Source organism: Labrys miyagiensis, assembly GCF_030160835.1.
Lineage (GTDB): Bacteria > Pseudomonadota > Alphaproteobacteria > Rhizobiales > Labraceae > Labrys > Labrys miyagiensis.
The window spans coordinates 1-26157 of record NZ_BSPC01000045.1 but is presented as its reverse complement, the minus strand read 5'-3'; the positions used below and the strand labels follow the sequence as shown (position 1 = coordinate 26157).

At 62.9% G+C, this 26157-nt stretch carries 26 protein-coding genes; 16 read left to right on the top strand and 10 right to left on the bottom strand.

The features are described 5' to 3' along the window. Positions 1–70: 70 nt before the first annotated feature. The 11 genes from pyrH (at position 71) to lpxB (ending at position 11714) form a co-directional block, all read left to right on the top strand. A complete protein-coding gene (gene pyrH, locus QQL24_RS20875; RefSeq protein WP_284314227.1) occupies positions 71–787 on the top strand; it encodes a UMP kinase in 717 nt (238 codons plus the stop codon). Positions 788–820: 33 nt separating this feature from the next. After that, a complete protein-coding gene (gene frr / locus QQL24_RS20870; RefSeq protein ID WP_284314226.1) occupies positions 821–1381 on the top strand; it encodes a ribosome recycling factor in 561 nt (186 codons plus the stop codon). Between the two features lie 131 nt (positions 1382–1512). Beyond that, complete coding sequence (locus QQL24_RS20865) at positions 1513–2283, top strand: isoprenyl transferase (protein ID WP_284314225.1); 771 nt, start codon at positions 1513–1515, stop codon at positions 2281–2283. Between the two features lie 140 nt (positions 2284–2423). Next, on the top strand, positions 2424–3245 hold the full coding sequence (locus tag QQL24_RS20860; RefSeq protein ID WP_284314224.1) for a phosphatidate cytidylyltransferase: 822 nt from the start codon (positions 2424–2426) through the stop codon (positions 3243–3245). Positions 3246–3308: 63 nt separating this feature from the next. Further along, a complete protein-coding gene (locus QQL24_RS20855; RefSeq protein ID WP_284314223.1) occupies positions 3309–4430 on the top strand; it encodes a M50 family metallopeptidase in 1122 nt (373 codons plus the stop codon). A gap of 174 nt (positions 4431–4604) precedes the next feature. Beyond that, positions 4605–6875: an outer membrane protein assembly factor BamA gene (bamA, locus tag QQL24_RS20850; protein WP_284314222.1), complete on the top strand. Its 2271-nt coding sequence runs from the start codon at positions 4605–4607 to the stop codon at positions 6873–6875. Positions 6876–7244: 369 nt separating this feature from the next. Beyond that, on the top strand, positions 7245–8309 hold the full coding sequence (gene lpxD, locus QQL24_RS20845) for a UDP-3-O-(3-hydroxymyristoyl)glucosamine N-acyltransferase (protein WP_284314221.1): 1065 nt from the start codon (positions 7245–7247) through the stop codon (positions 8307–8309). An 84-nt stretch (positions 8310–8393) separates the two neighbouring features. After that, complete coding sequence (fabZ, locus tag QQL24_RS20840; protein WP_284314220.1) at positions 8394–8858, top strand: 3-hydroxyacyl-ACP dehydratase FabZ; 465 nt, start codon at positions 8394–8396, stop codon at positions 8856–8858. Beyond that, positions 8855–9676 carry an acyl-ACP--UDP-N-acetylglucosamine O-acyltransferase gene (gene lpxA, locus QQL24_RS20835; protein WP_284314219.1) on the top strand — a complete coding sequence of 274 codons (822 nt, stop codon included), beginning with the start codon at positions 8855–8857 and terminating at the stop codon, positions 9674–9676. Before fabZ ends, lpxA begins: the two co-directional genes overlap by 4 nt. Next, positions 9673–10557: an LpxI family protein gene (locus QQL24_RS20830; protein WP_284314218.1), complete on the top strand. Its 885-nt coding sequence runs from the start codon at positions 9673–9675 to the stop codon at positions 10555–10557. The genes lpxA and QQL24_RS20830 overlap by 4 nt, the downstream gene beginning before the upstream one ends. Next, positions 10554–11714, top strand: coding sequence for a lipid-A-disaccharide synthase (gene lpxB, locus QQL24_RS20825; RefSeq protein ID WP_284314217.1), 1161 nt, complete (start codon positions 10554–10556; stop codon positions 11712–11714). Before QQL24_RS20830 ends, lpxB begins: the two co-directional genes overlap by 4 nt. 98 nt (positions 11715–11812) lie before the next feature. On the opposite strand, the gene gltA is transcribed toward lpxB, so the two are convergent. Together gltA and gltX are read right to left on the bottom strand one after the other, a co-directional pair. After that, positions 11813–13108 (bottom strand): citrate synthase, encoded by a 1296-nt coding sequence (gene gltA / locus QQL24_RS20820; RefSeq protein WP_284314216.1) that lies wholly within the window; start codon positions 13106–13108, stop codon positions 11813–11815. A 295-nt stretch (positions 13109–13403) separates the two neighbouring features. Next, positions 13404–14834 (bottom strand): glutamate--tRNA ligase, encoded by a 1431-nt coding sequence (gene gltX / locus QQL24_RS20815; RefSeq protein WP_284314215.1) that lies wholly within the window; start codon positions 14832–14834, stop codon positions 13404–13406. A 131-nt stretch (positions 14835–14965) separates the two neighbouring features. On the opposite strand from gltX, the gene QQL24_RS20810 reads away from it, so the two are divergent. Next, a complete protein-coding gene (locus QQL24_RS20810) occupies positions 14966–17266 on the top strand; it encodes a ComEC/Rec2 family competence protein (protein ID WP_284314214.1) in 2301 nt (766 codons plus the stop codon). A gap of 27 nt (positions 17267–17293) precedes the next feature. Further along, positions 17294–17500, top strand: coding sequence for a TOBE domain-containing protein (locus tag QQL24_RS20805; protein WP_284314213.1), 207 nt, complete (start codon positions 17294–17296; stop codon positions 17498–17500). 295 nt (positions 17501–17795) lie between these two features. On the opposite strand, the gene QQL24_RS20800 is transcribed toward QQL24_RS20805, so the two are convergent. Next, positions 17796–18074, bottom strand: coding sequence for a S24 family peptidase (locus tag QQL24_RS20800; protein ID WP_284314212.1), 279 nt, complete (start codon positions 18072–18074; stop codon positions 17796–17798). Positions 18075–18493: 419 nt separating this feature from the next. On the opposite strand from QQL24_RS20800, the gene QQL24_RS20795 reads away from it, so the two are divergent. Next, on the top strand, positions 18494–19414 hold the full coding sequence (locus tag QQL24_RS20795) for a class I SAM-dependent methyltransferase (RefSeq protein WP_284314211.1): 921 nt from the start codon (positions 18494–18496) through the stop codon (positions 19412–19414). Between the two features lie 128 nt (positions 19415–19542). Here the strand turns inward: QQL24_RS20795 and lexA are convergent, their stop codons facing one another. The 7 genes from lexA to QQL24_RS20760 all read right to left on the bottom strand — a co-directional run bounded on the left by lexA (position 19543) and on the right by QQL24_RS20760 (position 25179). Further along, complete coding sequence (gene lexA / locus QQL24_RS20790; RefSeq protein ID WP_284314210.1) at positions 19543–20256, bottom strand: transcriptional repressor LexA; 714 nt, start codon at positions 20254–20256, stop codon at positions 19543–19545. Between the two features lie 113 nt (positions 20257–20369). Further along, the gene (locus QQL24_RS20785) at positions 20370–21590 is read right to left on the bottom strand and encodes a molybdopterin molybdotransferase MoeA (protein ID WP_284314209.1); all 1221 of its coding nucleotides are present in this window, start codon (positions 21588–21590) and stop codon (positions 20370–20372) included. Further along, positions 21587–22075 carry a cyclic pyranopterin monophosphate synthase MoaC gene (moaC, locus tag QQL24_RS20780; protein WP_284314208.1) on the bottom strand — a complete coding sequence of 163 codons (489 nt, stop codon included), beginning with the start codon at positions 22073–22075 and terminating at the stop codon, positions 21587–21589. The genes QQL24_RS20785 and moaC overlap by 4 nt, the downstream gene beginning before the upstream one ends. Next, complete coding sequence (trpC, locus tag QQL24_RS20775; protein WP_284314207.1) at positions 22072–22875, bottom strand: indole-3-glycerol phosphate synthase TrpC; 804 nt, start codon at positions 22873–22875, stop codon at positions 22072–22074. The genes moaC and trpC overlap by 4 nt, the downstream gene beginning before the upstream one ends. A 5-nt stretch (positions 22876–22880) precedes the next feature. Further along, a complete protein-coding gene (trpD, locus tag QQL24_RS20770) occupies positions 22881–23891 on the bottom strand; it encodes an anthranilate phosphoribosyltransferase (RefSeq protein ID WP_284314206.1) in 1011 nt (336 codons plus the stop codon). Next, on the bottom strand, positions 23891–24505 hold the full coding sequence (locus tag QQL24_RS20765; protein WP_284314280.1) for an anthranilate synthase component II: 615 nt from the start codon (positions 24503–24505) through the stop codon (positions 23891–23893). The genes trpD and QQL24_RS20765 overlap by 1 nt, the downstream gene beginning before the upstream one ends. Positions 24506–24684: 179 nt before the next feature. Beyond that, positions 24685–25179: a hypothetical protein gene (locus QQL24_RS20760; RefSeq protein WP_284314205.1), complete on the bottom strand. Its 495-nt coding sequence runs from the start codon at positions 25177–25179 to the stop codon at positions 24685–24687. A gap of 148 nt (positions 25180–25327) precedes the next feature. Here QQL24_RS20760 and QQL24_RS20755 point away from each other — a divergent pair, with 148 nt between their 5' ends. Then, on the top strand, positions 25328–25573 hold the full coding sequence (locus QQL24_RS20755) for a type II toxin-antitoxin system Phd/YefM family antitoxin (RefSeq protein ID WP_284314204.1): 246 nt from the start codon (positions 25328–25330) through the stop codon (positions 25571–25573). Continuing rightward, positions 25570–25956, top strand: a complete 387-nt coding sequence (locus QQL24_RS20750) for a type II toxin-antitoxin system VapC family toxin (protein WP_284314203.1) — start codon at positions 25570–25572, stop codon at positions 25954–25956. Before QQL24_RS20755 ends, QQL24_RS20750 begins: the two co-directional genes overlap by 4 nt. Positions 25957–26157: the final 201 nt, after the last annotated feature.

Below are 26157 nucleotides of genomic sequence, written 5' to 3'. Positions count from 1 at the left end.
GATAGAGACGACCAACAGGCGGCCTCGTGCCGCCTGTTGTATAAGTGGCCAGCGAATCGGAGCAGCAATCATGACGGCACTTCCCTATAAACGCGTCCTGGTAAAGCTCTCCGGCGAGGCTCTGATGGGCAAGGAAGCCTTCGGCATCGACCGGGGCACGGTGCGCCGCATCGCCGAGGACGTCATCGAGGCGGTGAAACTCGGCGTGGAAGTGGCAGTCGTGGTTGGCGGCGGCAATATCTTCCGCGGTTCGCAGATCGCGGGCATGGGCCTCTCGCGCCCCGCAGCCGACTCCATGGGCATGCTGGCCACGGTGATGAACGTGATCGCGCTCGAAGCCCAGCTCGCCTCGCTCGGTCAGTCTGCCCGCGCCATGTCGGGTGTCGCCATGCCATCGGTGGTCGAGACCTATACGCGCCAGCAGGCGATGGAGCACCTCGCCAAGGACCGCGTGGTCCTGCTCGCCGGCGGCACCGGCAATCCCTTCTTCACCACAGATACGGGTGCGGCGCTGCGTGCTGCGGAGCTCGAATGCAATGTCCTGATGAAGGGCACGCAGGTGGACGGCATTTACACGGCCGATCCGAAGAAGGACCCTACCGCCACCCGCTATGACCGGATCACCCATGACGAAGTGATCCGAAAGGACCTCAAGATCATGGATACGGCTGCGTTTGCCCTTGCCCGAGAGGCCCGCTTGCCGATAATCGTCTTTTCGATTCATGAAGCCGGATCGATCGCCGCAGTGCTGCGGGGGCAGGCTCCCTGCACCCTGGTCACCGATTGATCGTCCAAACCAGAAGATTCCGAGGGCAGGACCATGTCTGCGTCATTCGATATTGCCGACGTCAAGCGCCGCATGGACGGCGCGCTCAATGCACTCAAGCATGAGTTGGGCGGGCTACGCACTGGCCGTGCCTCCTCCTCCCTGCTTGAGCCGGTGCATGTCGAGGCCTATGGCGCCAGCATGTCGCTCTCCCAGGTTGCCACCGTCTCCGTACCCGAGCCGCGCCTGATCAGCGTGCAGGTGTGGGACCGGGGCATGGTCGGCGCGGTCGAAAAGGCCATCATCAATTCCAATCTTGGCCTCAATCCGCAGACCGAGGGCCAGGTCATCCGCCTGCGCATCCCGGAGATGACGCAGGATCGGCGCAAGGAGCTGGTGAAGGTCGCGCACAAATATGCCGAATCCGCCCGCGTCGCGGTTCGCCATGTCCGACGCGACGGCCTGGACGTCTTGAAGAAGACCGAGAAGGACGGCACTATCGGCGAGGATGAAGAGAAGCGTCTGGCCGATCAGGTGCAGAAGGCGACGGACGCGATGATCGCCGAAATCGACAAGACGCTCGCCACCAAGGAAAAAGAGATCCTGCAAGTGTGATAAACAAGCCTTGCAACCTAGCTGCAAGGATTATTTCTTCATCTGCTTTGACACTAATTATCCACTGTCCCCCGGATGATCGTTCGATAGAATTCGTGCCAATATAGGGCGGATGAAGCTTCGAGGCACTTATGTTTGGCAGGGATCTGATCGAGGATGCGAATGTGGCGACGCTGCCGGCACACGTCGCCATCATCATGGACGGCAACGGGCGCTGGGCATCCAAGCGCCTGATGCCGCGCTTCGAGGGGCACCGCCGCGGTGTCGAGGCCTTGCGGCGCACGGTGCGCGCAGCGTCCGATATCGGCATCCGCTATCTCACGCTCTACTCCTTCTCGTCGGAGAACTGGTCGCGGCCTCGCCTGGAAGTCGACTATCTCATGGGCCTGGTGAAGCGTTTCGTGCGCAATGACCTCGCCGAACTCCACGCCAGCAACGTTCGTGTCCGCATTATTGGTGAACGCGACGGCCTGGAGGGTGAGCTTGCCGACCTTCTGGTCGATGCCGAGAACCTCACCGCCGCCAATACCGGCCTCACTCTGATCGTTGCCTTCAACTATGGCGGCCGCCAGGAAATCGCTACCGCCGCCCGGCGTCTGGCCGAGATGGTCGCTGCCGGTACGCTGAAGCCGGAGGAGATCACGCCGGAGCTGCTGGCGGGCAAGCTGCATACCGTCGATATTCCCGACCCCGACCTCGTGATCCGCACCTCCGGCGAACAGAGGATATCCAATTTCCTGCTCTGGCAGTCGGCCTATGCCGAGTTCGTCTTCCTGCCGCTGCTCTGGCCTGATTTCGACCGCAGCGCCCTGGAGGCGGCCCTGGCGGAGTTCAAGGCTCGCGACCGTCGTTTCGGCGGTGTGTCCGAGCCTACGCCGCCGCGTCAGGCAACTTCAGGTTAGGCTTCGCGTGGATTCCGGGGTGAGGGCGATCGAGCGGAGGAAGGGGCAGGGCAGCGCGTGCTTCCAGTTCGGGCGTTACGGGAAACAAATGCGGATGCGGCAAATTGCCCGCCATGCCGTGATGGCCTGCAGGTTCTGAGATGCCGAGCGCCAAGACCAATTGGTCCGACCTCACGGTCCGCATCGTTTCCGCCCTCGTCATGGCTGGGCTGGCGCTTCTCACCAATTGGCTCGGCGGTCCTGCCTTCGCGCTGTTCTGGCTGCTCGCCGCGATTGCCGTTCTGTGCGAATGGCTGTTTCTGATCCGGGCGGGGGCGAAGGATTGGCCCACGGTCATTGCGGCCTCCGCTTTCCTGATCCTGGCCACGGCTTTCGCCTATGAAGGCCAAGGCATATCGGCCCTGTTCGTCATCGCCGGCGGAGCAATCGTACTCGGTTCGGTCGCCATCGCGCGCCCATGGCCCCAGCCGCTTCTGACAGCGGCGGCTTTGCCCTATGCGGCCTGTATCGTCCTGCCAGTGACGCTGCTGCGCCTGGACGAGCCGCATGGTATGCTTGCCATCTTCGTGCTGTTCGCCATCGTATGGGGTTCCGATATCATGGCCTACTTCACCGGCCGGACCCTGGGCGGCCCCAAGCTCTGGCCCAGTATCAGCCCGAAGAAGACCTGGTCGGGCTTCATCGGTGGCGTGGTCTTCGGTGCGGTTGCTGCCGGGCTGGTGGCAGGTTCCTTCGTGCTGGTGCTGCTGGGCGGTGTGTTGGCCGCCGTATCACAGGGAGGCGATCTCCTTGAATCCGCCCTGAAGCGCCGTTTTGATGCCAAAGATGCCAGTCATGTTATTCCGGGGCATGGCGGCGTCATGGACAGGCTCGACGGCTTTCTGGCCGCGGCCTTCGTGGCGCTGGTGATTGGACTGCTTCGCGCCGGCGTGCATCCGGCTTCGGGGTTCGTGGCCTGGTAGGGGCCGAATCGGATTTTGGGAAAGGGGCCTCGCTCGCGGGCGAGGCTTGAGGGTTACGGGATGATGGGCGTTCTCGACAGTCTTGGCATGGGCGCGCTCGGTTTCGTGCCGTTCGTCATAATCATCTCCATCCTGATCTTCTTCCACGAACTCGGACACTTTCTTGTGGGCCGGTGGTGTGGTGTGAAGGTGGTGACCTTCTCGATCGGCTTCGGGCCCGAACTCTTCGGCTTCGACGACAGGCACGGCACGCATTGGCGAGTGGCCGCCATCCCCCTCGGTGGCTATGTTCGCTTTTTCGGCGACGCCAATGCAGCCTCCATGCCCGACGTGGAACGCAATCAATTGATGACGCCGGAGGAGCGGGCGGTGAGCCTGTTTCACAAGACCGTCTGGCAGCGCATCGCCATCGTCGCGGCCGGGCCGCTGGCCAATTTCATCCTCGCCATCTTCGTCTTCGCAGCGGCATTTTCCATTTATGGTTACCCAAATAATGATCCCGTAATTGGCCCGATGAGCGTGGATGGCGCCGCCGCCAAGGCGGGGTTGCAGAGGGGAGACCGCATCGTCGAAGTCAACGGCACCAAGGTTACGGTGTTCGACCAGCTTCCCGGCCTGATTGCGGGCGAGGCGGGCAAGCCCGTGAAGCTGACGATCCAACGGGGATCGGAGAGTTTCGACGTGAGCGTCGTGCCGAAAATCACCACGGCCCCGGGCCTTGACGGCAAGCCTGTTACCCAAGGCAGGATCGGCATCGGGCCGGGTGGCATGGAGCGGCTCGACCCGTTCACCGCGCTCTGGACGGGAACCCTCGCTACGGGCCAAACCATTGGCGCGTCAGTAGATTTTATCTATGGCTGGATCGTTGGCCGTGGCGATCCGAACCAGGTTGCAGGCATTGTCGGGATCGCGGTGGCCTCCAAGACCATCGGTGAAACCATGGGGCTGATGGGTCTTGTCCTGCTCACGGCGAGCCTTTCGGTATCGGTCGGTTTCATCAACCTGCTGCCCATCCCGGTGCTCGATGGCGGCCATCTCGTGTTCTACACCATCGAAGCGGTGCGCGGGCGACCGCTCGGGGCGCGTGCGCAGGAGCTCTCATTCGGCATCGGCCTCATGTTGATAATTACAATTACGGTTTTGGTGTTGGGCCATGATCTGTCACGACAAATTTATGGCGGCTGAAGGGGCGTGGCGGATTCGCAACGGTCTCCCAAAAAAGGACGACTGCCTCTTCCCGGTCGGTTTGCATGCGTCGGGAAACCCTGTAGAAGCATTTCCAATGAGCTCAATGCGGGCCTCTTAAGCTTGGCATCGAAACTCACATTGGTTTGGTAAAAAGAGTGGGATTAAGACCCGATGGCAACAGCAATGTACAAGTTGAAGCTGGGCGTTGCCCTCGCGGCTGTCGCGGTTCCGTCGCTGTTCGGTGCCTTTGTAGCCTCTCCCTTGGTTGGCTCGGCCGAAGCGGCGCCTAGGAAGCAGGTTGCGGCGCGGTCGGCGCCGATCATCAACCGCATCGTCTTCGAGAAGAACAAGAAGGTCACGTCGGATCAGCTCACCTCCATCATGGAGTCCAAGCCCGGCAGCCCGCTGAACCAGGCCACCGTGAATGCCGATATCGATCGCATGAAGGAGGCCTATAACCGCGCCGGGCGCTCGACGGTCCAGATCAGCTATCGTGAAGTATCGCTGCCGAACAACCGTGTTGACCTCGTCTTCACCGTGGCGGAAGGCGTGAAGATCGGCATCGACGAGATCAAGTTCGTCGGCAATAATAATTTCTCCGACTGGCGCCTGAAGCGTCAGATGGTGACGATCGAATCCGGCTTTCTGGGCTGGCTGCGCACCACCGACACCTATGATCCGGATCGACTCGCTGCGGACGAAGAGCGTCTGCGCGTGTTCTATGTGAACCACGGCTATCCCGACTTCCGCGTGCTTTCCGTGGTGCCTTCGCTGAACGACAAGCAGGACGGCTACATCATCACTGTCACGGTCGATGAAGGGAAATACTACAAGTTCGGCCCCTCGCAGGTTCAGTCCACCATCTCGGACGTCAATCCGGATGAGCTTCAGCACAACATTCACAGCTGGAACAACTGGACCTATCGCGGCGAAGACGTGGACAGGACCGTCGAGGACATGACCATCCAGCTCGCTGGCTCCGGTCATCCCTTCGCACAGGTTCGCCCGCGTGCCGTCCGTGATGACGCCGGCGATCAGATCGGCGTGAACTACGTGGTGGAAGAGGGTGCCAAGGTCTACATCGAGCGTATCAACATTACCGGCAACACCCGCACGCGTGACTATGTCATCCGCCGCGAGTTCGATATCGGTGAAGGCGACCCCTACAACCAGGCCATGATCGACCGGGCGGCCCGCCGCCTGCGCAATCTCGGCTACTTCCAGAGCGTGAAGATCACCAACACGCCGGGCTCCGAGCCTGACCGCGTTGTTGTGAATGTCGAAGTCGTCGACCAGTCGACCGGTGAGTTCTCGGTCGGCGGCGGCTACTCGACGTCGGACGGCTTCCTCGGCGAAGTTTCGCTCACCGAGCGCAACTTCCTCGGCCGTGGCCAGTATGTGAAGGCGTCGGTCCAGTATGGCCAGCGCACGCAGGGCTATGGCCTGTCCTTCACCGAGCCCTACTTCATGGGCCAGCGCATCGCCGCCGGCTTCGACCTCTTCTCGAAGACGACGGACGATAGCGACTATCAGTTCTACAAGGATCAGACCACGGGTGGCACGCTCCGCGCGGCGTTCCCGATCACTGATAATTTCACCGTTGGTGTGAACTACTCGCTTTATACTGAGAAGGTCACCATTCCTTCTCAGTATAACGACAATAACTACCTCAATGGTGAAGCTTCACGTGCCATCAAGGAACTGGACGGTAAAAATCGCCTTGTTTCTCAGATTGGCTATACGCTTACGTATAACTCTCTGGACGATCTGAAGCAGCCTAGTACAGGTCTCTACGCCCAGTTCAAGCAGGACATTGCGGGCCTTGGCGGCGACGCGAAATTCGTGAAGTCTTCGGTTGATTCACGCTACTATTATCCGTTGACCGACGACCTGACGATCATGGCACGCGCGCAGGGTGGCTACATGGTCGGTTTCGGCGGTGAAAAGATTGCCATCGTCGACCAGTTCAATCCTGGTCCCGATCTGGTGCGCGGCTTCGCCCCGGGTGGCATCGGCGACCGGGATCTGGCGGGCGGCTCCAAGGGCAATGGACTCGGCGGAACCAGCTACTATGGCGGCACGCTGGAACTGCAGTTCCCTATCTTCGGCCTGCCGCGTGAAGTCGGCCTGCGCGGCGCCATCTTCGCCGACGCCGGTTCGGTGTTCGGTTATGGCGGTACGCATTTCAGCCAGCAGTGCGGACCGCTTCCTGCAGGTAACCCCGCCGGGACCGGCAACTGTTTCTTTGTCCCCGGTGTCGCTAGAAGTGGTGTTCGGCCCTTCGACCTTTATAAGAACAATCCGATCCGCTCGTCCGTGGGCGCCAGCTTGCTCTGGGCCTCGCCCATCGGTCCGCTGCGCTTCGACTACGCTTTCGTCCTTACCAAGGCCAAGCACGACGACACCCAGGCCTTCCATTTCGGCACGATCGTCAACTATTGATGATCTGACGTGTCTGCCATGGCCGGCCGGTCCCCACGTGGCCGGCCGGTTTTTTGTGGCCGCGACTGGTGTTGGAAGATTGCAGAAACTCGAGTGGGGTAGTCGGCGGTTCGTGTGAGGAATATAGATAAGTCCATAGCATGCGAAGGTTTCCTGATCCGAATGGATCGGAAGACGCCTTATGCGAAACGTTCTGAAATATTCAGTGTTTTGCCTTTGCCGGACGGACTCGTGTATGGGCTGGCGCGACCACTCACTTCCGGTAACTTTTTTGCAAATCGGCGGGTGTAATCGTAAGAACTGATATCAGCTTCGGGCTTGCTGTCCTCCGGTGCTGATTTCCAACAGGCTGATCGCAGCGTGGATATGATGACTGATCCGGTTTTCTTTCGGGCGCGCAGCCGGCTCGCCGTGGCGGACATTACCCGTCTCACCGGCGCGGAACCCATTGAGGGCCTGTCGGCGGATATCGCCGTCGAACGTGTCGCACCGCTCGACCAGGCCGGGGAAGGCGACCTCAGCTTCCTGGAAAACCCGCACTACCTGCCGATGCTGGCGACCTCCAAAGCGGCGTTGATCCTGATCTCGCCGAAATTCCTTGACCGGGCCCCGAAGAGCGCCCCACTCATGGTGGCGCGTGAGCCCTACAGGGCCTTCGCGCAGATCGGCATCGCCCTGTTCCCGGAGGCAGCTCGGCCCCAGTCCTTCTTCGGGGCCAAGGGCGTCTCGCCCGGCGCCGTCGTTCACCCTGAGGCACGGCTCGAGATCGGCGTCACCGTCGATCCCGGCGCCGTCATTGGCCCGCGGGCGGAGATCGGTGCCGGCACGATCATCGGTGCCAATGCGGTGATTGGGCCCGACGTTCGCATCGGCCGTGACTGCTCGATCAGCGCCAATGCCGTGATCCAGCATTCCCTTATCGGCAACCGTGTCATCATCCATTCCGGCGCATGCCTCGGTCAGGATGGCTTCGGCTTTTCGATGGGACCGCGCGGGCACCTCAAGGTGCCGCAAGTCGGCCGGGTCGTGATCCAGGACGATGTCGAGATCGGCGCGGGAACCACAGTTGACCGTGGCGCCAATCGCGACACCATCGTCGGCGAAGGCACCAAGATCGATAATCAGGTCCAGATCGGCCATAACGTCATGGTGGGTCGGCATTGTGTGTTGGTGGCCAAGGTGGGCATTTCCGGATCGACCGTTCTGGAGGATTTCGTGGTCATGGGCGGAGCCTCCGCCACTGTCGGCCATATCCGCATCGGCATGGGAGCCCAGATCGCTGGCGCCGCCAATGTGAAGGACGACGTGCCGCCGGGCGCCCGCATGGCCGGCACACCGGCACAGCCGCTGGGCGACTTTGCCCGCGAATTGGCCCTGCTCAAGCGGTTGGTCAAGGAGACGCGGGTGCGGTCCGACACCAAGAACGAAGGCTGAGCCGCAACCTGGAGCCGGAGAAGGCAGCTATATTCAACGAAACGGCCCTGTCTGGGGCAGGGCCGGCCCAGAAACGAGACTGTTATGACTGAAACAACGCCTGCGACACTCGAGTCCGTCGATATCGGTAAGCTGCTCACGCTGCTGCCGCATCGCTATCCGTTTCTGCTGGTTGATCGCATCATCGAAATCGACCACGATAATTCCGCGATCGGTATCAAGAACGTCACCGTCAACGAGCCCCATTTCACCGGCCACTTCCCCGGGCAGCCGGTGATGCCGGGCGTCTTGGTCATCGAGGCGATGGCGCAGACCGCCGGGGCGATCTGTGTGCTCAATACCATGGGCAATTCCCGCCCGAAGGTCGTCTACTTCATGACGATCGACGAATGCCGCTTCCGCAAGCCCGTTACCCCAGGTGATCAGGTGCGTTTGCACATGACCAAGATCAAGAACCGCCGAAACATGTGGTGGTACAAGGGCGAGGCGAAGGTTGACGGCGTCATCGTCGCCGAAGCGACGGTTTCGGCTATGGTGGTGATGGAATGACGCCGACGTCAGTTCCCGTCATCCACCCGACGGCACTCGTTGCCGCCGGCGCCAGCCTCGGCGCGGGCGTGTCGGTCGGCCCTTTCTGCCTCGTAGGCGAAAACGTCGTCCTGGGCGAAGGGGTGATCTTGCACTCGCATGTGGTCGTCACCGGGCACACCACGGTGGGCGCCCGCACGCAGATCTATTCCTTTGCCGCCCTCGGCCATCCGCCGCAGGACATGAAGTATCGCGGTGAGGTGTCCAAGCTCATCGTTGGTGCCGATTGCGTCATCCGCGAAGGCGTGACCATGCATCCCGGCACCGCCGGCGGCGGCCTGCTCACCCAGACCGGCGACCACTGCTGGTTCCTGGCGCAGAGCCATGTCGCGCATGACTGCAAGATCGGCAGCAATGTCATCTTCTCGAACAATGTCATGCTGGCCGGTCACGTCCAGGTCGGCGAGCACGTGATCATCGGCGGCGGCGCGGCTGTGCACCAGTTTTCGCGCATTGGTGCTCATGCCTTCATCGGCGGACTGGCCGGTGTCGAGAACGATGTGATCCCCTTCGGCATGGCGCTTGGCAACCGCGCCAGCCTTGCCGGGCTCAACATCGTCGGCCTCAAGCGCCGTGGCTTCGAACGCGAGCAGATCCACGCGCTACGCCGTGCCTATCGTGCGCTGTTCACGCCAGGAGGGTCGCTCAAGGAGCGAGTCGAGAAGGTGGCGGCGGAGTTCGCCGATCAGCCGGCGGTGATGCAGATCGTGGACTTCGTGCGAACGGGCGGTGAGCGCTCCCTGGTGACGCCGCGCGATCTGGCGGACGCCGAGGCGTGAGCGCAGGCGCCCGCACCGGCGAGGGCCCTCTGGCGATCATCGCCGGGGCCGGCCGATTGCCGGCGGAAATTGCCGCGGAAGTGGCCGGGCGCCAGGAGGAGGTGGCGATCCTGCCGATCAAGGGCGTCGCCAATGCCGATTTCTCGGCCTTCAGGCAGCAGCCGGTCGGCATGCTCGATCCCAATGGCGTGCTGGCGGCTCTCGACGGCCTGAAGGCACGGGCCGTGATCATGGCCGGCACCGTGCACCGCCCCGGGATCGGGCTGGTGATGGCGGGTTACGAGGCGGTGCGCAACCGCGATGAGATCCGCAAGGTGGTGCAGGGCGGGGACGACAATCTCCTGCGCGGCATCATTGCCTTTCTCGAGGACAATGGCTTTCCCGTGCTCGGCGTGCGCGACGTTGCCCCCGGGCTGATGGCGCAGGCTGGCTTGCTCGGCCGCCATGCGCCTGATGAGGCCGATAGGCAGGACATTGCCTGCGGGCAGAAGGCCCTGGCGGCCATGGGGGCGAGCGATATCGGCCAGGGTGTCGTGGTGGTCCAGCGCCGTGTGCTCGCGGTAGAGGCTGCCGAGGGCACCGATAACATGATCCGTCGCGTGACCGGACTGCGGCGCAAGGGCCTGATCGGCCGCCTGTTACGCCATGGCCGGCCGGCGGTGGCCGAGCAGTCGGGTGGCGTGCTGGTGAAGGCCGCCAAGCCGGGCCAGGACTTCCGTGTCGACCTGCCGGCCATCGGCCCGCGCACGGTGCGTCTGGCCCGCGAGGCCGGGCTTGGCGGCATCGCCATCGAGGCGGGCAGCGTGCTGGTGGTGGAGCGTGAGACGACTATCAAGGCCGCCGACGCCGCCGGCCTCTATATCATCGGTGTCACGCCATGACGGAGCGCGCCCTCCATATCGCCCTGGTCATCGGCGAGCATTCAGGCGACCAGCTTGGTTTCAAGCTGATCCAGGCCTTGAGAGCCGCAGTACAGGGCCCCATCCGTTTCACAGGGGTGGCTGGCCCGGCCATGATCCGCGAGGGCATGGAAAGCCTGTTTCCGCTCGACGATATCGCCGTCATGGGCCTTGGCGATGTCATCAAGCGCTATCCCACGATCCGCGCCCGCGCCTGGATGGCGATAGACCATATCGTGGCCGAGCCCCCTGACGGGCTTGTCATCATCGACAGCCCGGATTTCACGCACGCCGTCGCCAAGCGTGTGCGCAAGCGCCTGCCGAACCTGCCGATCGTCAACTATGTCTCGCCCAGCGTCTGGGCCTGGCGGCCGGGACGGGCGAAAAAGATGAAGGCCTATGTCGACCATGTCCTCGCTTTGCTCCCCTTCGAGCCGGCGGCCTATCTGCGCTTGGACGGGCCACCTTGCAGCTATGTCGGCCATCCCCTGATGGAGCGCCTTGACGAACTGCGCCCGAATGCCGCCGAGCAGGCCGTGCGCGATGGCGAGAAGCCGCTGGTCCTCGTGCTGCCCGGCAGCCGTTCGGGCGAAGTGGCACGGCTGACCGGCATCTTCGGGGCGACACTGCAGCGCCTGCAGGCCACGATCGGCGCATTCGACACGGTCCTGCCGACGGTGGCGCGCCATGCCGCTCATTTGAAGGAGGCGACAGCCTCCTGGCCTCAGAAGCCGCTGGTGGTCTCGGACGAGGCCGAGAAGTTTGCCGCCTTCCGGCGCGCTCGCGGTGCGCTCGCGGCCTCCGGCACGGTGACGCTGGAACTCGCTCTGTCGCAGATCCCGATGATCGGCGCCTATCGCTTCCCGGCCTGGGAGGCCTTTATCGCGCGCCGCCTGGTGAAGGCGCCGTTCTTTCTGTTGCCGAACCTGGTCGTGGACCGCCGGGCGGTGCCCGAACTGTTCCAGGAGGAAGTCATCCCCGACAATCTCGCCGCTATCTTTGCGCCGCTTCTGGGCGATACGCCGGAGCGCGCAGGGCAGATGCAGGCTTTCGACGAGATCGACCGGCGCATGCAGGTGGTGGGCGAGACACCTTCCCAGCGTGCCGCCCGGATCGTGCTGGAGACGATGCGCCGATAATCGTGTGCCGGTCTTCAGACCGGCGTGGAAGCACTATCCTGGATGCAAAAAAATGTCGGCCCACCAAAAGGGCCGATCCTTGGACCGGCCCTCTTTGCTTATCCGCGGCGCTGGGCCGGGGAGATGTAGTCGCGGCGGGTAGCGCCGGTGTAGAGCTGGCGCGGACGGCCGATCTTCTGGGACGGATCCTCGATCATTTCCTTCCACTGTGCGATCCAGCCGACGGTGCGGGCGAGAGCGAACAGCACGGTGAACATCGAGGTGGGGAAGCCCATCGCCTTGAGCGTGATGCCCGAGTAGAAGTCGATATTCGGATAGAGCTTCTTCTCGATGAAATAGTCGTCGTGCAGCGCGATGCGCTCGAGCTCGAGCGCCACTTCCAGCAGCGGATCGTCCTTGTGGCCGAGTTCGTTCAGCACCTCATGCGTGGTGCGCTGCATGATCTTGGCGCGCGGATCGTAGTTCTTGTAGACGCGGTGCCCGAAGCCCATCAGACGGAACGGATCGTTCTTGTCCTTGGCCTTGGCGATATAGTGCGGGATGCGGTCCACCGTGCCGATCTCGCTGAGCATCTTGAGTGCCGCTTCGTTCGCGCCGCCATGGGCAGGGCCCCAGAGGCAGGCAATGCCGGCGGCGATGCAGGCGAAGGGGTTGGCGCCCGAGGAACCGGCGAGGCGCACCGTCGACGTCGAGGCGTTCTGCTCGTGGTCGGCATGCAGGATGAAGATGCGGTCGAGTGCGCGGGCAAGGATCGGGTTGGGCTTGTATTCCTCGCAAGGCACCGAGAAGCACATGCGCAGGAAGTTGGAGGGGTAGTCGAGATTGTTCTGCGGATACACGAAGGGCTGGCCGATCGTGTATTTGTAGGCCATCGCCGCCAGCGTCGGCATCTTGGCGATCAGGCGCATCGAGGAGATCATGCGCTGGTGCGGATCGGCGATGTCGGTCGAGTCGTGATAGAAGGCCGAGAGAGCGCCGACCGAGGCGACCATGACCGCCATCGGATGGGCGTCGCGGCGGAAGCCCTGGAAGAAGCGAGCCATCTGCTCGTGCACCATGGTGTGGCGCGTGACGCGATAGTCGAAATCAGCCTTCTGGGCCATGGTCGGCAATTCGCCGTAGAGCAGGAGATAGCAGGTCTCGAGGAAGTCGCCATGCTCGGCGAGTTGCTCGATCGGATAGCCGCGGTAGAGCAGAACGCCCTCGTCGCCGTCAATATAGGTGATCTGGGACTCACAGCTCGCTGTCGAGGTGAAACCCGGATCGTAAGTAAACATACCCGTATGCTTATAAAGTGATGCAATGTCGACGACCGTCGGACCGACGGAGCCGCCCTTGGTTGGCAACTCGATCGTCTTGTCGTCAATAGTCAGAGTCGCCGCATTACCGGTCATGAAATCCTCCTTGCACGGAAAATCTGCACGCTACGCCCGGGCCCGTTTCCGGGTCCGGCCCTGCAAGGGCAAACGTATCCGTGGATCCGTTCACGTTGGGTAGACCATTTGCTGCAACGCCGCAAGAATGACAGAAGACCAAACCGACGGTTCGCTTTACCGCGCGTGAGGCGCGTGACGATTACACGATTGCGCTGACAGGCAGTTTCGCATGCGACGTGAAAATGACGCCAAATCGGCGCCATTCTTGTAGCAAAGGCTCACACCATGAGCGAGTGCCCAAGTTTGGAGGCAATCAGGCGGCCTGGTCCTTGAGCCGCGCCAGGCTTTCCTCGCGGCCGAGCACAGCGAGTACGTCGAAGACCGGCGGGGAGGTGGTACGGCCGGTGAGCGCCGCGCGCAGCGGCTGCGCGAGGGTGCCGAGCTTGGCACCCGTCTCTTCGGCCAATGCGCGCACCACGGCTTCCGTGGCCGCGGCGCTCCATTCCGTCACAGCCTCCAGACGCGGCACGAGCGCGGCGATCGTGGTGCGCGCCTCGTCGCTGAGCACCGCCCTGGCCTTGTCGTCAAGCGGCAGCGGCCGGAAGACGAACAGGAAGTTCGCCCCATCCAGCAGCTCGATCAGCGTCTTGGCGCGCTCCTTGAGGCCGGGCATGGCCGCCAGCAACTGCACCCGCTTGGCGCCATTGCCGGCCGCAAGTGCCACGGCAAGGACCGGCCCTTCCGGAATATGCGGCAGCAGCTGGTCGATGGCCGCCATCAGCTCCTCGTCGCTGGAGCTGCGCATATAGAGGCCGTTGAGGTTCTCGAGCTTCTTGAAGTCGAAGCGCGCCGCCGACTTGCCGATGGCGCTGGTGTCGAAATATTCGATCATCTCCTGGGTCGAGAAGACTTCCTGATCGCCATGGCTCCAGGACAGACGCACGAGATAGTTGCGCATGGCGGCCGGCAGATAGCCCATGGCGCGATAGGCGTCGACGCCCAGGGCGCCGTGGCGCTTGGAAAGCTTGGCGCCATCCGGGCCGTGAATCAGCGGGATATGGGCCATGTGCGGTACTTCCCAGCCCATCGCCTCGTAGATCTGCTTCTGACGCGCCGCATTGGTGAGATGGTCGTCGCCCCGGATGATGTGGGTGACCCCCATGTCGTGATCGTCGACCACCACCGCGAGCATATAGGTCGGCGTCCCGTCAGAGCGAAGCAGGACGAGATCGTCGAGGTCCGTGTTGGACCAGGTCACCGTGCCCTGCACGTCGTCGTCGATGACGGTGGTGCCCTCGCTGGGTGCGCGCAGGCGGATGACCGGCTTGACGTCCTTGGGCGCGGTCGCGGGGTCACGGTCGCGCCAATAACCGTTGTAACGCGGCGCGCGGCCCTCCTTGCGGGCCTTCTCGCGCATCTCGTCCAGTTCCTGCGGCGTGCAGTAGCAATAATAGGCCTTGCCCTGGGCGAGCATGGTCTCGGCCACCTCGCGATGGCGGGCGGCGCGGGCGAACTGGAAGATCGGCTCGCCGTCCCAGTCGAGGCCGAGCCAGGACAGGCCGTCGAGGATGGCGGCAATGGCCGCGTCGGTCGAGCGTTCGCGGTCGGTGTCCTCGATGCGCAGCAGCATCTTGCCGCCCTTGGCCCTGGCATAGAGCCAGTTGAACAGGGCCGTGCGGCCGCCGCCGATATGGAGGAAGCCGGTGGGCGAGGGGGCGAAACGGGTGACGACGGGCGAAGACATCGGGGCTGACAATTCCAAAGGCAGGCGGGCGAAACACTCGCGCCAGGCAACCCCTTGGCGAGCGGCGGTTAAATAAATAGGCTAGGGCGTTTAGCACAGGGTTTCATCGGGCGGTAGCGGCGGGGGCGCCTTTGCCTGGGAATGATCGGGGACGTGTAAGAGTTGGTGTTCTCGGCGGCTGGCGGGGCGAGGGGAGTCTCGTCCTCCCAGGCACCGACTGGGCCGGCCGCGCCTTGGGTGGCGTGCTGGCCTGGCTCGCCAAGGGCGCAGCTGCGGAAGTGGCGGCCTTCGAGCTGGCCCTGGTCGTTCCCATCTTCCTGGGTCTCGGCGTCATCGCCTATTTCGCGGCGCCCGACGAACCGGGCCTGGCAGCGCCCCTGATCGCCACCTCCGTCGTCACCGCTACCGCCTATGCGTCACGCAGACGCTGGTGGCTGCATGTAGCGCTTGTCTGCCTTGCCGCCATCGGTGTCGGCTTCTGCTCCGCCAAGCTGCGCACCATGAGCGTGGCCACGCCGCAACTCGGCCGGTCGCTTTCCGGCAACGTCACGGGGCTGGTGCTCTCGCTGGAATCCCGGCTCGGCGGCAGTGCCCGTATCATCATGCGGCCGGTTGCGATCGAGGGGCTGTCCGTTGAGGCCATGCCGGGCCAGATTCGCCTCACGCTGCGCCGGGCGGGAGATCTCAAGGCTGGCGACAGCATCACCGTCAAGGCAGTGATGCGCCCTCCGCCACCGCCGGCCCTGCCGGGCGGATACGACTTTGCCCGGGATGCCTTCTTCGACGGGATCGGCGCCGTCGGCTTCGTCGCCGGCAAGATCGCGCCGGCGGCGACGCCTGTCGAACCCGGTTACGCCGAAGCCTTCAACATCTGGATCGACACCCAGCGCAACCGCCTGACGCAGCGTATCGTCGAGGCGGTTCCTGGCGAGAACGGCGCGATCGCGGCCTCGCAGGTCACGGGAAAGCGCGGCGAGATCCCGAACGAGGCCAACGACGCCTTGCGCGCCTCCGGCCTCTATCATGTCGTCTCGATTTCCGGCCTCCATATGGCCCTGTTCGCCGGTGGCCTCTTCGCCCTGATCCGTGCCGTGCTGGCGCTCTCCGGCCGTGTCGTGCTCTATCGGGGAGCCAAGGAAATCGCCGCGATGCTCTCCCTGGTGCCTGCCGCAGCCTATACGCTGTTCTCGGGCGCGGAGGTTGCGACCGTGCGCTCCTTCGTGATGACCGCCATCGTGCTGCTGGCGGTGGCGCTCGGGCGCAGCGCTATCACGCGGCGCAACGTGGCGCTTGCCGCCAGCTTCGTACTGCTCACCACGCCGGAGCAGTTGCTTGGTCCGAGCTTCCAGATGTCCTTCGCGGCCGTCGCCATGCTGGTGGCGGCGCATGACGCCTGGGGCAAGCGCAAGCGGGCCAAGCACGCGACCTTCTGGGAACGTGGCATCGCTTCGGGCTTCGGCATCCTGCTGGCGATGATGCTGACGACACTGGTGGCTTCGCTCGCGACCGCACCCTTCTCCGCCTATCACTTCCACCGCCTGACCTTGCAGTCGCTCGCCTCCAATCTGGTGGCGACGCCGATCGTCTCCTTCCTGATGATGCCGCTGGCCTTGCTGGCGGTGCTGGCCGAGCCTTTGGGCTACGGGGCTTTCTTCTGGCACCTGATGGGCTGGTCGGTCGGGCTGTTCATGCAGGTGGCGCGCTATGTCGCGACATGGCCGGGCTCGGATCTCGTCCTGCCGCAATTCTCGTCCGTTGCGCTCTGTCTGTTCTCAATCACTCTTGTGCTGCTCACCCTGATGCGCAGCCGGCTTGTGGTCTTCACGCTCGTTCCTCTGTTCGGCGGCATCGCCGTGGCTGCGACGGCGCAGGCTCCGGTCGCGGTCTTCGGCGCCAGCGGCCATGCTGCACTGGTCCGCAAGGGCGATTCCCTGACCTCCCTTGCCAACCGCTCCGACAACTTCGCCGTGCAGCAATGGCTGCTGGCGATGGGCGATCGACGCAAGCCCGATGATCCCAGCCTCGCCGAGCAGCGCCTGTGCGACAAGGAGGGCTGCTCAGCGCCGATTGAGGGCGGCGATGTCTTCATGCTCGACCGCACTCTCAATGCGGCGGAGGAGGATTGCGGCCATGTCAGTGTGCTGGCCGGCCCCATCACCCTCGGCACGAGCTGCGCGGGCAAGGGGATCGTGCTCAACCGCGACCTCATCTACGCCGCCGGCTCGGTCGCTCTCTACGCCGATCCTCCCACCGAGAAGGGTGGTGAAACACGCTGGCGGGTGGTCACGGCCCGCGATCTCGGGTCGTCGCGGCCCTGGGCGCCGATGCCGGCCTGGGCAGTGAAGGTCTCCGTGCCGGCACCGGCGGCACCGATACAGGCACCGGATGCGGATTCGGCGGTGGACATAGCCGCTCCGGACGGGAATGATTGACCATCATTCAAATTGGGAGGACATGTCATGAAGATCAGCGCACGCAACCAGATCAAGGGCACGATCAAGAGCGTGACGAAGGGCCAGACCACTTCGCATGTCCAGCTCGATGTCAACGGCACCATCGTCACCGCCTCGATCACCAATGAAGCGGTTGACGACCTCAAGCTCAAGCCCGGCCAGACTGCCTATGCGGTGATCAAGGCTTCGGATGTGATGATCGCTGTCGATTGACCCCCAAGGGTGCAGCCTGGTGCCGGGTTATTCCGGATATCGCCTCATCAACGCTGAACGGACGCTAAGGGATTGATACGGCGCTGCTCTCAGAGTTGAGAGCACTCAAGAATATTTTGGACAGAAGTGAGCGATTGTCGACGCCTTGGCGCGAATTTCTGGACAAGCGCGATGAAAAGTAAACGCGCGACGATCATTCTCGACCGAAGCGCGGTCAAAGTGTCCAGATCGTGCGGCCGATCCGGCGGACGCGACCTTCGACCGCGAAGAAATGCTGGTCCTCTGGCGCCGCGACCTACTCGATAAAGAGGGGATTGTTGCCTGTGCGGGCGATCACGACACGCATGCAATGTTGCAGGCGTTTCACCAGCGCACTGGCATAGAAAGGCACGACGTAGATGCCTTCGTCGACCACGCGGCGGATCGAACGATCTAGGAGCAGCGTGTCACCGTCACGGATGGCTTCTTCAATGCTGTCTCCCGTCGACGTCATCGCCTCGGCATAGCGTGGACTTGCACCGAAGTGGCGCGGCCATCCAGTCCGAAAGGCGATCATTGCGTCGCTATCAATCATGTCGTCGGTGGGTAGCCGACGCCCACCACCGGCGCTCGCTTCGACGTTGACGCCGGCAATAAGACAAAGCCTCTAGGCACATCCCCTAGAGCCGAGAACATCGTGAGTCAGGCCAGGGAGATTGGTGCCGCCTCAGCGGCGTCCTTATAGCCAAAGCGTGAATCACCCTCGCCCGGGATGAGCCGATGAAGATCCACGCGAACCTCTTTAGCCAGTCACGGATAGCTCGTGATGCTCTAGAGGAATGGTCTCCACGGGAGCCTTTAAAAGACCAAGGCGGCCTCCAGACCAACTAATCATGGCGCAGATGACGTTGTTGTTTGGAATTTGAGAGCCGATTTCCTTGACGGTTTTGTATTTTTTGATATCTACTCGTGCCAATATAGATCGACCAACAACGGTAGTTGTGGAGTTATATAATGGAGAAAGATGTGGGTATTTTAAAAAGGACCTGGCTCAATCTTAGAAATAATGATCGGCCCCAGAAGCCGCTTGCACGTTTTGGGCTATCATCTGCTGAAATCGCCAAGCCCTCAATCGTCTCTCAATTTGAAAATCTCTACGATCCGGAGAGCCACGGCTATTTCTTTCCGGAGCGCTGGTGGATTCCGCGGCAACTTGAAAACCTGACCAAAGAACAAGGGATTGAACTGAGAGAGGGAATTAAGCGGGAGAAGCCAGAGAATCTGATTTACAGCCCGGTAGAGCAAGAGGTCGCCCAGTCCTACTACTGGATCCTGCGCATGATTGGAGCCAAGTACGTTTTAGAAACAGGGACGAACATGGGCTATTCCACGTCCCTAATTGCCTGTGCAATCCGAGACAACGGCGGAGGCTGTGTGGATACGATCGACGTCAATAAGAATGACTTCATCTGGGAACGAACAGAACTGGAACCGTACATTGCCTTCCATCTTGGATCTAGCCTTGAGGTTACGCTCCCGGATCGGCAATACGATGTCCTCCTGCTTGATTCGGATCACTCCTACGACACGATCATGGGAGAATTGATACGCTTCGAATCTAAGCTGAAGATTGGTGGATTGTGCGTCTTCCACGATACCTTCTATTTCGACGGCATTGGGATCTGTGTCTCTCAATTGATGGAGACTAGGAGATATGAAGTCGTCAATCTTCCGACTCCGAGACAAGGAGGCCGGGCTTCTCGCACCCCCGGCATTACACTTGCTCGCAAGATTATCGAAACGCCTACCGAGCCTGATCTGAGACTGTTGCCGGAAGCCCTCGGTATCGAGATTGACGCGAGACCAGAGCGCAGGGACGATCCCGTTCCCTGGCTCGATTGCAATCATCCGCTGAAAGATTTCGGACGCAGTTAGCGTCACGACTTCCATCCACTCGACAACAGACCCGCCACTGTGGCGGGTTTTGCAAAGGGGCTTGCGCCACGGCGGTTCGGATCGTCCGAAAAATCTCGGCGCGCTATAACTGGAAGTTCGCGCCCTTATCAATAGCGGCGGAACAGCCCCACCAGCTTGCCCTGGATACGCACCCGGTCCGGGCCGAAGATGCGGGTCTCGTAGGCGGGGTTGGCGGCTTCCAGGGCGATGGAGGCGCCGCGCTTGCGCAGGCGCTTGAGGGTGGCCTCCTCGTCGTCGATCAGGGCCACCACGATGTCGCCGGTGTCGGCATGGTCCTGGCGGCGGATCAGCACGGTGTCGTTGTCGAAGATGCCTGCCTCGATCATCGAGTCGCCGCGCACCTCAAGCGCGAAATGTTCGCCCGAGGACAGCATTTCCGGCGTCACGCTGATGGTGTGGCTCTTGGTCTGGATGGCCGAGACCGGCGTGCCGGCCGCGATGCGGCCCATCACTGGGATCATCACCGGGCGGCCGACATCGTCATCCGCATCCGGACGCACGGTGCGCACCTTGCCGAGATTGCCTTCGATGACATTGGGGCGGAAGCCGCGCTGCGAACTGGCGAGGGAAAGCCCCGGCACCGCCGATTCCGGCAGGCGGACCACTTCCAGCGCCCGCGCCCGGTTGGGCAGGCGGCGGATGAAGCCGCGCTCTTCCAGCGCCATGATCAGCCGGTGGATGCCCGACTTGGAGCGCAGATCCAGCGCTTCCTTCATCTCGTCGAAGGAGGGCGGCACGCCCTGTTCCTTCAGCCGCTCATGAATGAACCGAAGCAATTCGTGTTGTTTCTTGGTCAGCATGGGCGATCCCGTTATGGCGGCCTGCGAATCACGATGATTTGGCAAACAAAGCAAGAACATTGCTACATGTTCACACTGTGTTCTGCAAGAATGAAGTTCACGTTAAAGCGCGATCAATAACCGGCGGCGCGCAAGTCAATTATCTCACACACATCGCCCGGTTTTGCTTCCGGAGCGAATGGCGGGCGGATGACAAGGCAGTCCGCACGCTGCAGCACGCTGACCAGCGACGAATCCTGTGGCGCCAGTGGCGCTACCTTGATGATGCCGGAAGCATCGTCAAGTATGAAGCGGGCGCGGATATAATCTTCGCGCAGGTCGTTGGCCGGCCAGGGTGCGGCGAACACGGCCTTCCTGCGGGCGAGACCGGTCTCGCTGCGGCCGAGCAATGTGCGCAGCAGCGGCACCAGGAAGAGCACGCTGCACACCACCGAGGAGACCGGATTGCCCGGCAGGCCGAGGATATGCATGCCGCCGAGCCGTCCATGCAGCAAGGGTTTGCCGGGGCGCATGGCGATCTTCCAGAAACCCAACGTCATGCCTTCGCGGGTGAGAGCCGTCTGGATGAGGTCATGATCACCAACGGAAGCGCCGCCGATGGTGACGAGGATGTCGGCCTTTTCGCTGCGGGCGCGTTTGATCGCTGCTTCCAGAGCTGGAAAATCGTCGCTGGCGATGCCGAGGTCGAGCACCTCGCCGCCCTCGGCCTCCACCAGCGCGGCGATGGCAAAGGTGTTGGAGGCGACGATCTGGTCCTGGCCGACGGCTTGGCCCGGCAGCACCAGTTCATCACCGGTGGCGAGGATGGCGACCTTGGGCTTGCGCCGCACCGGCAGGCGCGGATGGTTCATGGCGGCGGCAAGGGCGATATCGCGCGGGCCGATGACGCTGCCCGGGGACAGGGCCTCCGTGCCCTCGGCGAAGTCGAGCCCACGGCCGCGGATATTGGCCCCATGCTGGACACCGCTTTCGATGATGACGCGGTTGCCGTCCCGCCTGGTGTTCTCCTGGATCACAACGGCGTCGGCACCGTCAGGAACCGGCGCGCCCGTGAAGATGCGCACCGCCTGCTTTTCGCCGACCCGGCCGGCATAGCCGTGGCCGGCCGCCGATTCGCCGATCAGGTCCAGCGTGGCGCCATCGGAGGCGTCCTCGGCCCGCACCGCATAGCCATCCATCGCAGAGGCATGGAAGTTGGGTTGGGTGCGTAGCGCCGTGATGGTCGAGGCGAGCGTGCGGCCCCTTGCCAGCTGAATGGGCACATTCACGGCCGGCAGCGTCGTGACATTGGCGACGACCTTGGCCAGGGCGTCGGCAACCGGTAGCAGGCTCATCGGGCGTCCTCCGCATGCCAATCGCCGGACTTGCCTCCGGACTTTTCAATCAGGCGAATGGCCTCGATGCGCATGCCGCGATCGACGGCCTTTACCATGTCATAGATGGTGAGGCAGGCGACGGAGACCGCGGTGAGCGCCTCCATCTCCACGCCTGTCTGGCCGGAGACCTTGGCGGTGGCGCGCACCGTAAGGCCCGGCAGGCTCGCATCGGGCTCGATCTCGACGGCGATCCTGCTGAGCAGCAGAGGATGGCAGAGGGGGATCAGCTCATGCGTTCTCTTCGCCGCCATGATGCCGGCGATACGGGCGGTGGCACGCACGTCGCCCTTCCTGGCATCGCCCGACAGCACGAGGTCGAGCGTGGCGGCTTGCATCACAACCCGGCCCTCGGCGACCGCGATCCGGCTCGTCACATCCTTCTGCGAGACGTCGACCATATTGGCCGCGCCGGACGCATCGAGATGGGTGAGGCCTGCGCTCATGCCGCCGTATCCAGTGCCAGCAAGGCGCGCGTGGCAGCGGCAACGTCGGTCTGGCGCATCAGGCTCTCGCCGACAAGGAAGGTGCTGACGCCGGCGGCTTGCAGCCTGGACACGTCAGTGGGCGTGAAGATGCCGCTCTCACCCACCAGCAGGCGGTCGCTCGGCACCAGCGGCGCCAGGGTTTCCGTTGTCTCCAGGCGGGTGACGAAATCGTTGAGGTCGCGATTGTTGATGCCGATCATGCTGACATCGAGCGGCAGTGCGCGCTCCAGCTCTTCGAGATTGTGGATCTCGCAGAGCACATCGAGCGACCAGTCCTTGGCCGCGGCGATGAGGGCGCGCGCTTCCTCGTCGGTGACGCTGGCCATGATCACCAGGATGCAGTCGGCGCCCCAGGCGCGGGCTTCTACGACCTGGTAGGGATCGTAGAGGAAATCCTTGCGCAGCGCCGGCAACGAGACCGCCTCGCGCGCCGAGGTGAGGAATTCCGGCTTGCCCTGGAAGGAAGGCTCGTCCGTCAGTACCGAAAGACAGGCGGCGCCGCCGGCCTCATAGGCGCGGGCGAGCGCGGGCGGATCGAAATCGGCGCGGATCAGGCCCTTGGAGGGGCTCGCCTTCTTGATCTCGGCGATAAGGCCGGTCTTGCCGGCCGCGAGCTTGGCTTCGAGCGCCCGCTTGAAACCGCGCACCGGCCCGGCCTGTTCGGCTTGCCTGATCAGGTCGGGCAGGGGGACGGCGGCCTTCGCCACCTCGATCTCGCGGCGCTTATAGGCTTCGATCTTCTGGAGAATGCTTGCCATGGCGCTCACATATTGGAAACCTCGACCAGGCGGCCGAGGGTTGCAAGAGCCTTGCCCTTGTCGACGGATTCACGTGCAAGTTCCGCGCCTTCGGCAAGGTTCTTCGCCTTGCCGGCGACGAGGAGGGCGGCGGCTGCGTTGAGAATGGCGATGTCGCGGTAGGGTGTCTTCTCGCCTTCCAGCACGGCGCGCAGGGCGACGGCGTTGTGGGCGGCGTCGCCGCCCTTCAGGTCCTCGGGCTGTGCCACCCTCAGGCCGATTTCGTCCGGCGTGATGATGCCGTGCGTGATCTCGCCATTCTCCAGCGAGACGATCTCCGTCGGGCCGGTGGTGGTGATTTCGTCGAGCCCGTCGCTGCCATGCACGGCGATGATGCGGGTCGAGCCGAGCGTCTTCAGCACCTCCACCATCGGCTGCAGCCAGTTGCGGGCGTAGACGCCGAGCAATTGCCGCTTCACACCGGCGGGGTTGGAGAGCGGGCCGAGCAGGTTGAACACCGTGCGGGTGCCGAGCTCGACACGCGTGGGCCCGACATGCCGCATGGCGCCGTGATGGGCGGGCGCGAACATGAAGCCGACGCCGGCGAGCTCGATGCAGCGGGCGATCGTCTCCGGTTTCAGCTCGATATTGACGCCGAGCGCCACGAGCACATCCGCCGCACCGGATTTGGAGGAGAGGGCGCGGTTGCCATGCTTGGCGACCTTCACGCCCGCCCCGGCCACGATCAGCGAGGCGGCCGTCGAGACATTATAGGAGCCGGAGGCATCGCCCCCGGTACCGACAATATCGATGGCGTCATCAGGTGCCGTTACCGGCAGCATCTTGGAGCGCATCGCGGTGACCGCGCCGGCGATCTCGTCCGGCGTCTCACCGCGCACGCGCAGGGCCATCAGGAAGCCGCCGATCTGCGAGGGCGTCGCCTGGCCCGAGAGCAGCAGATCGAAGGCTTCGGCCGCCTCCTGCCGCGACAAGGCGCCTGCAGCGGCCTTGCCGATATAGGGTTTGAAGCCGTCCATCAGGCGTGCTCGGGCTGGGTGAGGCGGTGTTGCACGTTCCAGGCGGCCGCGATGTCCAGGAAGTTCTGGAGGATGCGGTGGCCATGGTCGGACATGATCGACTCCGGGTGGAACTGCACCCCGTGCAGCGGCGCGTTCTTGTGCTGCACGCCCATGATCACGCCGTCATCGGTCTCGGCCGTGATCTCGAGGTCGAGCGGCAAGCTCTCGCGCTTGACGATCAGCGAGTGATAACGCGTGCCCATGAATGGCCCGTTGATGCCGCGAAACACGCCCCGCCCGGTATGCTCGATCGAGGAGATCTTGCCATGCATGGGCACCGCGAGGCGCACGACATCGCCACCGAACACCTGGCCGATGGCCTGGTGGCCGAGGCAGACGCCGAAAAGCGGGATCCTGTCCTGCGCCTTCTCGATCAACTCGCAGCAGATGCCGGCTTCCGTCGGCGTGCAGGGGCCGGGTGACAGCACGATGGCATCGGGATTGCCGGCGATGACCTCATCCGCGCTGATCTTGTCGTTGCGGTAGACCGTGACCTCGCAACCCAGCTGGCCGAGATAATGCCAGAGGTTCCAGGTGAAGCTGTCATAATTGTCGATCAGCGTCACGGTCATGGAACGGTCTGTCGTCGTCACGGCACTGGCCTCCTTTGGAGCAAACACGACTATGCGCGCTGAGGCACGGGGTCAAGCTTTGACGGCGAGAAGTGGCTTGGCATCCATGAATAGTCCGAGCCAGCAGGAGGTCTCGGCCAGCCGGCCGCTCCAGCCGAACAGATTGCGAATTATCACCTTCATGTGCGTTCTGTCATGCGGCGCATCCCTTCCTTCTTCCCATAGGCGCAGGCGAAGACCTCCAGGATGGTGAACATGCCGATGCTGCGCCACAGGAAGGGCTCGAAATAGTTGGAGGCGCCGATCATATGGGCCGCAAACGCGCGGATCGGCGTCGGAAAGACATTCGGCAATAATGTGACCGTGTACGGGATCAGCACGGCAAAGCCTGCGAAGATGCCCATATAGACGATCGAAACCAGCGAGGAGATCAGCCAGATGCCGAAGCTGTAGTCGGCTGCATAATTGGTGCCTGCTCGCCCACTCTCGAACAGCCAATGGAAGAAGAAGATGCCATAGGCGGCGCCGACGGCGGGGATGAGGATGCTGAGGAGCAGGACGGTAATCTGCTCTCCATCTGGCAAGCCCCAGAAATAGAAGTCGGCGAGCAGCACGACATAGGCGGCGGCGACGGTGAGTAGCGCCGAGCGCGTGGAACCGGGCCATTTACGCATGGCGCAAGATCTTCGAATGGGCAGAATTGCGGGGAGATATCGGCGCTGGCATCGTGGCTGCGGCAATATGGGGGAACAGGCTCCGGGTCAAGCTGGCCGTATCAGCGAATACAGACTAGACTAAGTAGACTTAGTCTGGGAGCTCCACATGCGAACGGTCAACATCCACGAGGCGAAAACGCATCTGTCGCGTCTCATCGAACAGGCTGCCGCGGGCGAGCCTTTCGTAATCGCCAAGGCCGGAAAGCCCATGGTCAAGGTCATCGCGTTGGAGGCGCCGCAGACAGGACAGGCTAGACGCCTTGGCTTCCTGCGCGATCAGTTCACGGTGCCGGATGATTTCGACCGGATGGGGCAAGCCGAAGTCGAGACGCTCTTTGGCGGCGAAGCATGAAGTATCTCGTCGACACGCATTTGTTGCTATGGGCCGCCAGCTCTCCAGGCCGTCTTTCGCCCGAGGCCGCGGAACTGCTGGAGGACCCCGAAAACGAGCTGATATTCAGCGCCGCCAGCATCTGGGAGGTCGCTATCAAGAGTGGGTTGGGGCGCCCCGATTTTCACGCTGATGTTCGGCTGCTTCGCCGGGGCCTGCTGGACAACGGCTATACCGAGCTCGCCGTCACCAGCGGACATGCGGTGGCAATCGACGCCTTGCCACCGATCCACAAGGATCCCTTCGACCGTATCCTGATCGCGCAGGCGATGATCGAGGGAATCCAGTTGCTCACAAGCGACGAACTCGTCGCGCGATATCCCGGGCCGATAAGACAGGTGTGATATTGGGTAGCGCGAACGTTCCCGCGACAGTCAAGGGAGTGCCGGACAAGGCAATCGGGTGGCGGCCTTTACGGGCATCTCAAAGCGTACCCGCTTTTCATGGGATTGCGTTGAACATACCATAAACATATATTGACGTACGTGCGATTCCATGTCCTACTCCCCCGTGGAATGAAGCGCAGCGCCGATCCGGGTCGGCCC

Bases quoted from the DNA above. Each gene is read 5' to 3' on its own strand.
- pyrH (WP_284314227.1), top strand. From the start codon at position 71: ATGACGGCACTTCCCTATAAACGCGTCCTGGTAAAGCTCTCCGGCGAG.
- frr (WP_284314226.1), top strand. From the start codon at position 821: ATGTCTGCGTCATTCGATATTGCCGACGTCAAGCGCCGCATGGACGGC.
- QQL24_RS20865 (WP_284314225.1), top strand. From the start codon at position 1,513: ATGTTTGGCAGGGATCTGATCGAGGATGCGAATGTGGCGACGCTGCCG.
- QQL24_RS20860 (WP_284314224.1), top strand. From the start codon at position 2,424: ATGCCGAGCGCCAAGACCAATTGGTCCGACCTCACGGTCCGCATCGTT.
- QQL24_RS20855 (WP_284314223.1), top strand. From the start codon at position 3,309: ATGGGCGTTCTCGACAGTCTTGGCATGGGCGCGCTCGGTTTCGTGCCG.
- bamA (WP_284314222.1), top strand. From the start codon at position 4,605: ATGGCAACAGCAATGTACAAGTTGAAGCTGGGCGTTGCCCTCGCGGCT.
- lpxD (WP_284314221.1), top strand. From the start codon at position 7,245: ATGACTGATCCGGTTTTCTTTCGGGCGCGCAGCCGGCTCGCCGTGGCG.
- fabZ (WP_284314220.1), top strand. From the start codon at position 8,394: ATGACTGAAACAACGCCTGCGACACTCGAGTCCGTCGATATCGGTAAG.
- lpxA (WP_284314219.1), top strand. From the start codon at position 8,855: ATGACGCCGACGTCAGTTCCCGTCATCCACCCGACGGCACTCGTTGCC.
- lpxB (WP_284314217.1), top strand. From the start codon at position 10,554: ATGACGGAGCGCGCCCTCCATATCGCCCTGGTCATCGGCGAGCATTCA.
- gltA (WP_284314216.1), bottom strand. From the start codon at position 13,108: ATGACCGGTAATGCGGCGACTCTGACTATTGACGACAAGACGATCGAG.
- gltX (WP_284314215.1), bottom strand. From the start codon at position 14,834: ATGTCTTCGCCCGTCGTCACCCGTTTCGCCCCCTCGCCCACCGGCTTC.
- QQL24_RS20805 (WP_284314213.1), top strand. From the start codon at position 17,294: ATGAAGATCAGCGCACGCAACCAGATCAAGGGCACGATCAAGAGCGTG.
- QQL24_RS20800 (WP_284314212.1), bottom strand. From the start codon at position 18,074: ATGATTGATAGCGACGCAATGATCGCCTTTCGGACTGGATGGCCGCGC.
- QQL24_RS20795 (WP_284314211.1), top strand. From the start codon at position 18,494: ATGGAGAAAGATGTGGGTATTTTAAAAAGGACCTGGCTCAATCTTAGA.
- lexA (WP_284314210.1), bottom strand. From the start codon at position 20,256: ATGCTGACCAAGAAACAACACGAATTGCTTCGGTTCATTCATGAGCGG.
- QQL24_RS20785 (WP_284314209.1), bottom strand. From the start codon at position 21,590: ATGAGCCTGCTACCGGTTGCCGACGCCCTGGCCAAGGTCGTCGCCAAT.
- moaC (WP_284314208.1), bottom strand. From the start codon at position 22,075: ATGAGCGCAGGCCTCACCCATCTCGATGCGTCCGGCGCGGCCAATATG.
- trpC (WP_284314207.1), bottom strand. From the start codon at position 22,875: ATGGCAAGCATTCTCCAGAAGATCGAAGCCTATAAGCGCCGCGAGATC.
- trpD (WP_284314206.1), bottom strand. From the start codon at position 23,891: ATGGACGGCTTCAAACCCTATATCGGCAAGGCCGCTGCAGGCGCCTTG.
- QQL24_RS20765 (WP_284314280.1), bottom strand. From the start codon at position 24,505: ATGACCGTGACGCTGATCGACAATTATGACAGCTTCACCTGGAACCTC.
- QQL24_RS20760 (WP_284314205.1), bottom strand. From the start codon at position 25,179: ATGCGTAAATGGCCCGGTTCCACGCGCTCGGCGCTACTCACCGTCGCC.
- QQL24_RS20755 (WP_284314204.1), top strand. From the start codon at position 25,328: ATGCGAACGGTCAACATCCACGAGGCGAAAACGCATCTGTCGCGTCTC.
- QQL24_RS20750 (WP_284314203.1), top strand. From the start codon at position 25,570: ATGAAGTATCTCGTCGACACGCATTTGTTGCTATGGGCCGCCAGCTCT.